The following is an 11795-nucleotide window of genomic DNA, read 5'->3' on the forward strand; positions in this document are numbered from 1 at the left end:
TCAGTTCCGCAGCCCGCGCGCGGCCGCGCCGCCCTTTATTGGGGGTGCTCCTTGTCGTAACGCTCAATACTGGCGATAAAGGCCTCCTCCAGGGTCGGGTCCTGCAGGCCGGGGCAGGCGGCCTTAAGCGCGTCCGGCGTGCCCATGCTGATCATGGCCCCCCTGTAGATAAGGGCAATGCGGTCACAGTATTCGGCCTCCTCCATGAAGTGGGTGGTCACCAGCACCGAGGCTCCGGCGGCGGTCATGGCCGTGATATGCTTCCAGAAATCGCGGCGGGTGCGCGCGTCCACGCCGGAAGTGGGTTCGTCCAGAAAGAGCACCGGGGGCTGGTGCAGGGTAGCGCAAAGCAGGGCCAGCCGCTGCTTCTGCCCCAAGGGCAAAGCGCCCGTGCGGCTGTGCAGATAGTCCTCCAGCTCCAGGGCGCGGGCCAGCACGGGCAACAGGGCCTTGCGGCGCTCTCGGTCCAGACCGTAGAGCTCGGCAAAAATTTTGATGTTTTCCGCCACGGGTATGTCCGGATACAGCGAAAACTTCTGGGCCATGTAGCCCAGCCGCGAACGCGCCGCGCTGCCGGCGGTGAGCAGGTCCACGCCGTCCACGGCGCAGTCCCCGGAGGTGGGCCGCGACAGGCCGCAGAGCATGCGGAAGGTGGTAGATTTGCCCGCGCCGTTGGGACCCAGCAGGCCAAAAATTTCGCCCGCGCGTACGTCAAAGGTAATGTCCCGCGCGGCCACAAAGCTGCCGAAGCGCTTGGTCAGACGGCGGGCGGCGATGCGCGGCGCGGCGGCCGCCCCTGCGGTCCCGACGCTGTGGTCTTGCGGCGTCCCCGCGGCACGCGCGCCGCCAGTGGGGGCCGCGGGGCCTTCCGCCGTCGCGGCCGACGGCCGGGCGTAAGGCGAAGGTTGCTGGCTGATGCCGCCCAGAGCGCTCATGTAGGCGTCCTCCAGGCGCGGGGGCGCGGGCTCGCCGCCCTGGGCCAGCACTTCCTCACGCAGGGCCGGAGGCGCGTCAGCGGCCAACACCAGACGCAGACGGGCGCCCTGAATCAGCGCGTCTTCCACGCCCGGACGCATGCTCCATTGCGCCAAGGCCGTGCGGTGCAGCCCCGGCGGCGTCCGGAGCAGAAAAACCCGGCCGACAGTCCTGGCGGTGAGTTCCTCCGGCGGCCCGGCATAGAGCACGCCGCCACGGTCCAGCATGATGACGGTGGGGCAGCGCGCGGCCTCGTCCAGATAGGCCGTGGACCAGACTACGGTCATGCCGTCGCGGCTCAAATCCTGCACCATACGCCAGAGCTCCCGGCGGGACTGGGGGTCCACGCCCACGCCGGGTTCGTCCAGCAAAAGCAGGCGGGGCGCGCCCAGCAAGGCGCAGGCAATGCCCAGCTTCTGCTTCATGCCGCCGGAAAGCCGCCCGGCCAGCCGCTCCGTAAACGGGGCAAGGGCGGTAAAGTCCAGCAGCCGGGCAAAAAGCGCCTCCCGCGCTGCTCCGGTCAGGCCGCGCAGGCTGGCGTGCAGCCGCAAATTGGCCAGAACGGAAATATCCTCATACAGGCCGAAACGCTGGGGCATGTAGCCGATGCTGTTGGGCTGCGCCCGCAACAGGGTCTGCGGCTCCTGCCCGAAGATGCGCACGCTGCCGGCAGTGGGCGGCATGAGCCCGGCCAGAATGCGCATAAGGGTGGTCTTGCCCGCCGCGTCCGGCCCCACCAGGCCCGTAATGCGCCCGGCGGGCGCCACGGCGTTGATGCGGTCAAGGGCCGTCACGGCCTGCCGACCACGACCAAAGCGCATGGTCAGGCCCTCCAGGCGCACGGCAAAAACAGTGGAGGGAGAGACTGCGCCCGCCGCGGCAGTGGGGCCAGTGGCGTCTGCCACGCCCTTCGCATTAGGGGACGCGTCAACGGGGGGTTCCGGGCCAGCGGGATTCTCGGCCTCCGGCCGGGCGGGGGCCTCCCCAAACGGCATCTGCAATTTTGCGGCCGTCATGGCGCGGGGCTGTCCTCCAGCACCAGAGTCACGGGCATGCCCTGGCGCATGACGTTTTCCGGATCCTGCGCCTGCACGCGCAGGCGGTAAACCAGAGCTGTGCGCACCTCGCGCGTTTCCACTGTTTTAGGCGTAAATTCCGCCGTAGGGGCGATAAAGCCCACCCGACCGGAAAAGACCTTGCCCGGCGCGGCGTCCACATAAATCTTCACGGCCATGCCCGGTTTGACGCGGCCCAGGTTGGGTTCGTCCACATAGGCGCGCAGCCAGACGGGGTCCGTGAGCGTAAGGGTGTAGACGGTCTGCCCAGCCTGCACAATAGCCCCGGCCTCGCGCGCGCGGGTGAGCACAATGCCCTTTTGCGGGGCAACCAGCTGCGCGTCGCGCAGCTGAATCTGCGCGTGCTCCAGAGAGGCTGCTGCCGCGTCCACCGCCGCTTTCTGGGCCAGCACGTCTTCTTCACGATATCCGGAAAGCAACATGTCCAGCTGGTCCTGGGCCGAACGCAGGCGGGCGCGGGCCTGCTTGTCCCCGGCGCGGGCGTTATCCAGCTCTTTCTGTGAAATGGCGTTGGACGCGCGCATGGCTGTTACGCGCTTGAGGTTGATGGCGGCGTTTTCGGCCACAGCCGTGGCCGCGCTGACATCAGCTTTGGCCTGGGCGATTTCCTCCACCCGGTAGCCGCGCTCCAGACGCGCCAGGGCGGCCTGCTGCTGGGCCAGCACTGCGGCGGCCTGATCGCGCTGCTGCGTGAGCAGGTCCACATCCAGACGCGCCAAAGGCTGGCCCGGCGTCACGGCGTCGCCCTCGTCCACCAGCACAGCCGCAATGCGCCCGCCCACGCGAAAGGCCAGATCCACCTGCCGGATATCCACATTGCCGTAAAGGGTCAGCGGGCCTTGGTCGCGCTGGTCCCACCAGCGCCAAAGCAAAAAGGCCGCCACCAGAAGGACGGCCCCCACGGCCGCAAGGCCGAACGTTTTACGGGAAACAGCCATACGCCTCCCCCACCCCATCGGCGGGGCGGTTTGCGCCGCATTGCGTCACAACGGCACGGATGTAACCGACTGCGCCGCCGGGATGTTCAAAACCCCTGGACAGCCAGGCCGCCCGGACGCTCCGGACGCAAAAACCCGGCCATACCTGAAGCATAGCCGGGTGCAGAGGGCTTGTCCAGCAGGCGGGGTCAAGCAGCCCCCCCCGCGACGGAAGCGCCGCAAGGCTCAGCCGTCCGTACCGGGGCCGCCGGCGGCAAGCGCGCCGTACTGCGGCGCAAAGGGCAGATAGTCCGCAGGCATATCATCCTTGAGATGCACGCCCGTGAAGCCGCGCGCAAAAGCCCCCTGCACCAGGTAGCAGAGCTTGCGCACGCCCTCTTCCATGCTCAAGCCGCCGGGGCGCACGTTGGAGATGCAGTTGCGGGCTTCATCCGTACAGCCGGGAAAGGGCGCGTAGGTCAGATACACACCCAGAGAATTGGGCGAACTGAGGCCGGGACGCTCGCCGATAAGAATGACCACCAGGCGGGCCCGCAACAGAGAGGCCACCTCGTCGGCCACGGCTACCCGTCCATAGCGCACCAGGACTACGGGGGCGGCGCGCAGACCGGCGGCCCGCACGCGCTCCAAAAAAGCCACGGCAAAAGGGGCCGCGTTTTCGTGCACAGCACGGGCCGAAAGCCCGTCGCTGATAACCACGCTTACGTCCGCCCCGGCCACGCCCGGCGTTGCCGCAAACCGCTCCAGCTCCGCGTAAGCGGCCTCGCTCAGGCGACGGCCTTTGTCCGGCCGGGTCAGAAACTCATCCTTGTGGCGGGCGGCACTGGCCAGCTCCAGACAGCGCAGACCGGCGGCTTCCAGATCCGCGCGCACGGCGGCCGCGTCAAAGGACGTGAGCACCGCGTCCCGCGCCTGGGCATGGGCCAGGCGGAAGCGCAGCCACTGGTCGTGGGGCAGGCTCACGCCACAGCGGCCCAGAGCGATGCGGGCGTCAGTGTAGCCACGCAGTTCACCCCAGGGATCAGCCCTCACGGGAGGGTTGGGACACGAAGACCGGGGCCGTGACATCTCAAATGCCCTCTTCTGCCGCGCTCACCTGCTTTTCCAAAGCCAGCAGGGCCCCGTCGGGAGGCAGCAGTTCTCCCTGCGGGCCGTGAATGCCCATACCTTCCAGCCAGGCCTCGAACTCCGGCGCCGGGCGCTTATGCAAGAGCTTACGCAGGTAAGCGGCGTCGTGGAAGGAAGTAGACTGATAGTTGAGCATAATGTCGTCCGCGCCCGGTATGCCCATGATGAAATTGCAGCCCGCCGCGCCCAACAGGGTCAACAGGGTGTCCATGTCGTCCTGGTCGGCCTCTGCGTGGTTGGTATAGCAGATGTCCACGCCCATGGGCAGGCCCAGCAGTTTGCCGCAGCAGTGGTCCTCCAGACCCGCGCGGATAATCTGCTTGCCATTATAGAGGTATTCCGGCCCGATAAAGCCCACCACCGTGTTCACCAGCAGGGGGCGGTAGCGACGGGCCACGGCGTAGGCGCGGCATTCTATGGTTTGCTGGTCCACGCCATAGTGGGCGTTGGCGGAAAGAGCGCTGCCCTGCCCGGTTTCAAAATACATAACGTTGTCGCCCACTGTGCCGCGCCCCAGATCCAGCGTGGCCTGCCAGGCCTCGTCCAGTAGGGCCAAATTGATGCCAAAGCTGGCGTTGGCTTTTTCCGTACCCGCAATGGACTGAAAGCAGAGGTCCACGGGCACGCCGCGGTTGATGAGCTCCAGCGTGTTGGTCACATGGGTGAGTATGCAGCTTTGGGTGGGGATTTCATAACGTCGGATGAGCCCGTCCAGCAGATAGTTGAGGCGGGCTATGTTTTCCAGGCTGTCCGAGGCGGGGTTGATGCCGATGACCGCATCGCCCGAACCGTAGTACAGGCCGTCAATGGTAGAGGCCAGGATGCCGCGGGCGTCGTCCGTGGGGTGGTTGGGCTGCAGCCTGACCGAAAAATGGCCGGGCAGGCCGATGGTATCCCGAAAGCGGCTGACCACCCGGCATTTGGAGGCCGCCAGAATCAAATCCTGCACGCGCATGAGCTTGCTGGCCGCCGCCGCCATTTCGGGCGTGAGGCCGGGGGCCAGGGCCGCCAGGCTTGCCGCGTCCGCCGCGGCGGTAAGCAGCCAGTCGCGCAGATCCCCTACCGTGAAGGAACTGACCGGTGCAAAGGCTGCGGCGTCGTGGCCGTCCAGAATCAGACGGGTGATTTCGTCCTCCTCGTAGGGCACCACCGGCTCTTCCAGAAAGCGCTTGAGGGGCGTTTCGGCCAGGGCCATCTGAGCGCGCACGCGCTCTTCGTCGTTGTCGGCAGCTACCCCGGCCAGGATGTCGCCCGAACGCAGGGGCGACGCCTTGGCCAGCAGCTCGCGTAAAGAAGTGCGGCTGTCCATTCCGGTCGCCTACTTGAAAGCCCTGGTCAGATACATGGCGATGTCGGGAAAGATCATGACCAGGATAAGGCTCAGCAGCAAAAGGGAAACCACGGGCAGAATGGAGGCGTAGATGTCGTTCATGGTTACGCCCTTGGGGGCCATGGCCTTCATAAGAAAGAGATTGTAGCCCAGAGGAGGCGTCATGTAGGCAATCTGGCAGGTGATGGTGTAGAGCACGCCGTACCAGATGGGGTCAAAGCCCAGGGCCTTGACCAGGGGAATATACAGCGGGGCCACAATGATAAGCATGGCGGTATCGTCCAGAAACATGCCCAGAATCAGAAAGGATATCTGCATGACGATGAGCACGCCCCAGGGGCTCAGGTGCCAGCCGTCAAGAAACAGCGTCTTGATGGCGTGCACAGCGCCCAGACCGTCAAACACGGAGCTGAAGCAGAGTGCGCCCATGATGATCCACATGAACATGCAGCTCACGCTCAGGGTCTGCACCAGCGCCACGTTCATCACCTTGCGGGTCAGCCGCTTTTTGAAATAGGCAGCCAGCGTGGCCACCAGCGCGCCTACGGCGGAGCTTTCCACCAGGCTGGCCATGCCCGTGAGGAAGGAACCCGTCACGGCCACGATGATGACCAGAGGCAGCAGCCCTGCCCGCAGCAGACGACGCCTTTCTTCCGGACTGATGGACGCCAGCTCCTCCTTGGAAAGGGCCGGAGCCAGGGCCGGATTGAGCTTGCAGCGGATGACGATGTAGAGCGTGAGCATGGCGGCCAGCAGCAGGGCCGGGCCAATGCCGGCTATCCACAGCGTGCTCACGGGCTGGCGGGCGATCATGCCGTAGAGCACCAGCACCACGCTGGGCGGCATCATAAGACCAATGCTGCTGCCCGCCTGGATAATGCCCGTGACCATGCGCTTGTCATAGCCGCGTTTGAGCATCTCCGGCATGGCGATGCTGGCCCCGATGGCAAGCCCGGCCACACTCAGGCCGTTCATGGCCGAAACCGCCACCATCAGACCCACGGTGCCCAGGGCCAGACCGCCGGGCAGGGGGCCCATCCAGACGTGGAACATGCGGTAAAGGTCATTGGCTATGCCTGATTCAGACAGCACATAGCCCATGTAGATGAATAGGGGCAGGGAAATCATGGGAAACCACTTCATGAGCGTGATGCTGGCGTTGAAGGCCATCTGCGAGCCGCCCGTGCCCCACAAAAAAGCCGCCGCCACGGCCCCCACAAAGCCGATGGCCGCAAAAACGCGCTGCCCGGTGAGCATGAGCAGCCCCATGGATGCAAACAGCAGCAGGGCCGTGGTCTCATGCGAAAGGGTAAAGGTAAAATCCAGCATTGTTGTTGCGTCCTTTACGGCTTATCCTGAGCCGATTGCTGTTGCTTTTCCGTGGTACCCTGCAGCTCTTCCAGGTTGCCTTCCACAATAAGCCGCTCAGGAATATTTTCTTCGATAATCAGCCCACGGGAGCGCGCCAGCGCCTTAAAAAATTCTGAGAAGGCCTGCAGTAAAGTCAAAGCTATGCCTGTGCCCATGATGATCTTGATAGGCGCCAGGGGCGGCGCCCAGGCCGTGTTGTTGTGCTGGCTGAATTCTATGGAATACCAGGTGCTTGAAAGGCATCCATAGAGCAAAAACCCCAAATATACGATGAGAAAGACAGACGTGCATACGTCAGCTTTGGCCTGGTTGCGCCAGTTCCAGCGCGCATAAAATACGTCCAGACGCACATGGGCGTTGACCAGGAGGGCGAAACCGCCGCCAAGAATATAGTAGGCCACCATGCAGAACTGCGCCATTTCCACCCCCCAGATGACCGGAGAATCAAGAAAATAGCGGGAAAAGGCCGAATAAAGTAAAATTCCCATCATGACGAAGATGATATACAGCACGCAACGGCCCACGAGGCGGTTTACGGCATCAACGTAGCGGACGTATAGTTTGATGAAGCCTGGCATGGAATTCTCTTTTTCTGGTGAAACAGTTGCGTGTCAGTGCGCCGCGGGGCCGGCCGGACCGAGCCTCGCGGCGCATCCTGTCAGTAACGGTACGGACGTCCCGCCTTGGTCATGTCTGCATTGTATTTTTTGAGAATCTCCACCACCTTAGCGCAACGGGGACTTTTTTTGGCCGTTTCGTCCCAGAACTTGTGGGCGGCCTCTTCCACCTTGGCCCATTCGGCGTCGGGAATGGAGGTCAGCTCCATCTTGCCGCCGTTGACGCGGTAGTGCGCCTCGCCCCACCAGTACCAGTGCTGCCGATAGTAGTGTGAGCTGTCGCAGGTGAGATTGAAGAGCGTCTTGAGGTGCTCCGGCAGTTCCGCCCACTTTTTGCTGTTGGCAAAGTAGGAGCCGATCCACGCGCCGCAGATGTTGTTGGTGAGGTAGTATTTGCACTGCTCGGCCCAGCCGGAGGTGTAGTCTTCCGTAATGCCCGACCAGCACACGCCGTCCAGCTCGCCCGTCTGCAGGGCTACCTGAATGTCTTCCCAAGGCAGGCTCACGGGCACCACGCCAAACTGGCTCATGAACTTGCCGCCCGTGGGGAAGGAAAACACCCGCTTCCCCTTGAGGTCGCCCAGACTGCGGATGGGCTTGGTGGTGGCGAAGTTGCAGGGGTCCCAGGAGCCTGCGCCCAGCCATTCCACGCCCCGGATCTCGGCGTAGGCTTCTTTCCAGATCTTGTTCAGGCCCCAGTGCTCAAACAACGCGGGCACGTCCAGCGAATAGCGGGTGGCAAAGGGAAAATACGCGCCAAAGATAGCCACGTCCGCCGGAGAGGACATGGAATCTTCGTCGCACTGGGCGGCGTCGATGGTGCCGTTCTGCACGGCGCGGAACAATTCGCTAGTGGGCACCAGCTGGTCGGAAGTGTAGAGCTCAATGACCATTTCCCCGTTGGCGGCCTTGTTAAAGGCGTCAATCTGGGGTTTGATGACGTGCTCGGCCAACGCGGCCCCGGCATAGGTCTGCATGCGCCACTTGATGGGCGCCTTGGCGGCCCGGCTTTCTACGGCCTGCAGCACGCCCGTGGAGGCGGCCACGGCCGCCGTGGCCCCCATACCCGCCTTACGCAAAAATTCCCTTCGTTGCATGTCACCCTCCTTGGGGCAAGCTGAGGTACAAAAAAAGGCCGCATGACCTGCGGCCCAAGCAACCCCTAAGGGCTGCAACAGCACTGCGCCATTCTCTTTCCTTCCCCTTAAGCAAGCACAGTGCCAACACGGGAATGGCCCCGACTTTTTCTGTATCATATTAAAATAATTTATTTTTATTTTTTGCTACTCCTGTTTTCCGGCCATCTCGTCCCCCACTGCAACACAAATTTAGCTCACACACAGGCTGCGGCACGCTTTTTTGTGACAATCAAGGCCCAACTACGGCGCTAATTTTTTATAATATCGATTAATTATTTACTATTTTTAAATATATCATATAAAACAAAATTGTTTCATAGGATGTACAAAAAAACCCCGCAGTGCGGGGCTTCAAAAAAAAGCTGCCTTTGCGGCAGGATGCCGCAGCAATCAAAACAGACAATCCAAAAATGTTTCCAGGTCCACCCCCTGCAGGTAAGCGTTGAGGTCCACGGAGCTCAGACGCTGGGCCAGCTCGGCCCGGTCGTGCTGGCAACCCACAATCAGGGCCTCCAGCTCGCCCACGTCCCGCACGCCGAAATAGTCGCCAAACAGGCGCAGGCCCGTAATGCGGCCGCCCTGCACGTCCATGCGCACGTCCAGCACGCCGCCGGGCGTGCGGGTGGCCTGACTGAAGCCGTAGTCGGGCGAATAGCCGAAATTCCAGTCCCAGGAGCGGTATTTTTCCGCCGCCAGCGCCGTGATGGCCGCTGTTTCTTCCCCGGTCAGGCTGGTGTCCGCCGCCGGACTGTCGCCGGTCATATAGCGCAGCAGGTAAGCGGTAAAATCTTCAATGCCCATGGGTTGCGGCAAAAAATCGGCAATATTGCCCACCCGGCTGCGCACGCTTTTCACGGCCTTGTCGCTGTATTTGGCCGCGCCAGGTTTGAGCGCGCCTGAGATATCCTCAATATTAGAGGCGAACAGCAGCGTGCCGTGGTGCAGCACCCTGTCCTTGTGCACGTGCTGGGCGTTGCCGGAAATTTTCTTGTCCTGAACGACCATATCGTTGCGGCCATTGAACTGGCAGGGCACGCCCAGGGCGTTGAGCGCCGCCACCATGGGCGCGGCGAAACGCTGGAAATCCAACTGACTGACCAGGTTGTTCAAACTGATGAACGTAAAATTAAGGTTGCCCAGGTCGTGAAATACTGCCCCGCCGCCCGTAAGACGGCGTACCACAGGGATGTGCCGCTCCAGCACGAAGGTCTGGTTGATTTCAGCCAGGGTGTTCTGGTTGCGCCCCACAATGACGGACGTATCATTGCGCCAAAGCATAAAGATATCCGTACTGGTATGGTGCAGCAGCCAGTCTTCGGCGGCCAGGTTGAAAGCGGGGTCTACGGAAGGATTGTACAGAATGCGCATGCGACTCCTCAGCTCACGCAGGTTACCTTTGCAGCGGGGCAGACCAGGGCCATGAGAGGCCCGCCCAACGCTTGACGGCGCGCCGCGGAACGCCTTTTGGCGGTCTGACGGCGGACAATTACGGCGCGGCAGCCCGCGCCCGCCGACATGGCATACACCAGAAGGCCCGGCTTTGTCAGCCGGGCCTGCATGGTCAGTCGCGATAAGGCCCCTGTCGGGCACAGAGGGCAGAGATCAGATCTCGGCTTCGGGAATGCCCAGAGCCTTGGCCACGCCTGCGCCGTAGGCCGGGTCCGCCTTGGCACAGTGGTGGATGTGGCGCAGCTGAATATCCTTGGGCACGCCCGCCATGGCGCGGGCCGTATTGCCAAACAGGGCCTCCTGCTGCTCCGGAGTCATGAGCCTGAAGAGCTTGCCGGGCTGTTCAAAATAATCTGCGTCGTCGCAGGGGAAGGGCCAGTGGTCGGCATCGCCCTCAATGTTCAGGGGCGGCTCAGCCGCCTGCGGGTTTTCCTGCCACACGCCGTGGCTGTTGGGTTCGTAGTTGGTCAGGCCGCCATAGTTGCCGTCCACCCGCATTTGTCCGTCGCGGTGATAACTGTGGAAAGGGCAACGCGCCCGGTTCACCGGAATAAGATGATGGTTCACGCCCAGGCGGTAGCGCTGTGCATCGCCGTAGGAGAAAAGGCGACCCTGCAGCATTTTGTCCGGCGAAAAGCCGATGCCCGGCACCACATTGGCGGGGTTAAAGGCGGCCTGCTCCACTTCGGCGAAGTAGTTTTCCGGATTGCGGTTGAGCTCCAGCACGCCCACTTCCAGCATGGGGCAGTCTTTGTGGTACCAGACCTTGGTGAGGTCAAAGGGATGGTAGGGCAATTTGGCGGCGTCCGCCTCAGGCATGACCTGCACAAACATGGTCCAGCGGGGGAAATCCCCCTTCTCTATATGCTCAAAAAGGTCGCGCTGGTGGCTGTCGCGATCGCGGCCCACCAGCTCCTGTGCCTCGGCATCCGTAAGATTTTTGATGCCTTGCTGCGTTTTGAAGTGGAATTTGACCCAGAAGCGTTCGTTCTGAGCGTTGATGCAACTGAAGGTATGGCTGCCGAAACCGTGCATGTGGCGGTAGGAAGCGGGAATGCCCCTGTCGCTCATGACCACGGTCACCTGGTGCAGCGCCTCCGGCAGCAAGGTCCAGAAGTCCCAGTTGTCCGTATTACTGTGCATGTTGGTGTGCGGATTGCGCTTGACCACATGGTTGAGGTCGGGAAATTTCAGCGGGTCACGCAAAAAGAACACGGGGGTATTGTTGCCCACCAGGTCCCAGTTGCCTTCCTCCGTATAAAATTTAAGGGCAAAGCCGCGGATGTCGCGTTCGGCATCGGCCGCGCCGCGCTCGCCGGCCACTGTGGAAAAGCGGGCAAAGAGCTCGGTTTTTTTGCCCACCTGGGCGAACATGGCGGCACGGGTGTAGCGGGAGATGTCGTGCGTGACAGTAAACGTGCCGTAGGCGCCGGAACCCTTGGCGTGCATGCGTCGTTCCGGGATGACCTCACGGTCGAAATGGGCCAGTTTTTCCAGAAACCAGACGTCCTGCAACAGCATGGGGCCGCGCGGGCCGGCTGTGAGCACCCGGTTGTTGTCCGCTACGGGGGCGCCGGCGTTGGTGGTGAGTTTGGGATCTTGCGGCATGGCTCGTCTCCTTGGGTTAAAGGTTATTCCAAGGGAAGGCGGCTCGTGCGCCCTCATCTGAGCACACTATGGCATGGGCAAATTTTTTTGTAAATAGTAATTATTATCATATTATAAAAAACAAAAAGTATTTTATAACTATACTATATTATTAATGTTTTTAT

Annotated in this window: 9 protein-coding genes; all 9 read right to left on the reverse strand. The window is 62.3% G+C overall.

The window, feature by feature from the left end; genetic code table 11:
• Nucleotides 1-35 precede the first annotated feature (35 nt).
• The 9 genes from J7I12_RS04735 to J7I12_RS04775 all read right to left on the reverse strand — a co-directional run bounded on the left by J7I12_RS04735 (nucleotide 36) and on the right by J7I12_RS04775 (nucleotide 11631).
• Nucleotides 36-1880 (reverse strand): ATP-binding cassette domain-containing protein, encoded by a 1845-nt coding sequence (locus tag J7I12_RS04735; RefSeq protein WP_498794066.1) that lies wholly within the window; start codon nucleotides 1878-1880, stop codon nucleotides 36-38.
• Nucleotides 1881-1987: 107 nt separating this feature from the next.
• Nucleotides 1988-2989: a secretion protein HlyD gene (gene hlyD / locus J7I12_RS04740; RefSeq protein ID WP_118229778.1), complete on the reverse strand. Its 1002-nt coding sequence runs from the start codon at nucleotides 2987-2989 to the stop codon at nucleotides 1988-1990.
• A 225-nt stretch (nucleotides 2990-3214) separates the two neighbouring features.
• A complete protein-coding gene (gene eutC / locus J7I12_RS04745; RefSeq protein ID WP_270229219.1) occupies nucleotides 3215-4021 on the reverse strand; it encodes an ethanolamine ammonia-lyase subunit EutC in 807 nt (268 codons plus the stop codon).
• Between the two features lie 37 nt (nucleotides 4022-4058).
• Nucleotides 4059-5426: an ethanolamine ammonia-lyase subunit EutB gene (locus J7I12_RS04750; RefSeq protein ID WP_302548891.1), complete on the reverse strand. Its 1368-nt coding sequence runs from the start codon at nucleotides 5424-5426 to the stop codon at nucleotides 4059-4061.
• Between the two features lie 9 nt (nucleotides 5427-5435).
• Nucleotides 5436-6776: a TRAP transporter large permease gene (locus J7I12_RS04755; RefSeq protein WP_118229781.1), complete on the reverse strand. Its 1341-nt coding sequence runs from the start codon at nucleotides 6774-6776 to the stop codon at nucleotides 5436-5438.
• Nucleotides 6777-6790: 14 nt separating this feature from the next.
• Entirely contained in the window at nucleotides 6791-7396 is a 606-nt protein-coding gene (locus J7I12_RS04760; RefSeq protein WP_118229782.1) for a TRAP transporter small permease subunit, read from the reverse strand.
• A gap of 80 nt (nucleotides 7397-7476) precedes the next feature.
• The gene (locus J7I12_RS04765) at nucleotides 7477-8532 is read right to left on the reverse strand and encodes a TRAP transporter substrate-binding protein (protein WP_118229783.1); all 1056 of its coding nucleotides are present in this window, start codon (nucleotides 8530-8532) and stop codon (nucleotides 7477-7479) included.
• 432 nt (nucleotides 8533-8964) lie between these two features.
• The gene (lplA, locus tag J7I12_RS04770) at nucleotides 8965-9942 is read right to left on the reverse strand and encodes a lipoate--protein ligase (protein ID WP_118229784.1); all 978 of its coding nucleotides are present in this window, start codon (nucleotides 9940-9942) and stop codon (nucleotides 8965-8967) included.
• Between the two features lie 234 nt (nucleotides 9943-10176).
• A complete protein-coding gene (locus tag J7I12_RS04775) occupies nucleotides 10177-11631 on the reverse strand; it encodes a catalase (protein ID WP_118229786.1) in 1455 nt (484 codons plus the stop codon).
• Between the last annotated feature and the right edge of the window lie 164 nt (nucleotides 11632-11795).

This window comes from Desulfovibrio diazotrophicus, assembly GCF_902498985.2.
Lineage (GTDB): Bacteria > Desulfobacterota > Desulfovibrionia > Desulfovibrionales > Desulfovibrionaceae > Desulfovibrio > Desulfovibrio legallii.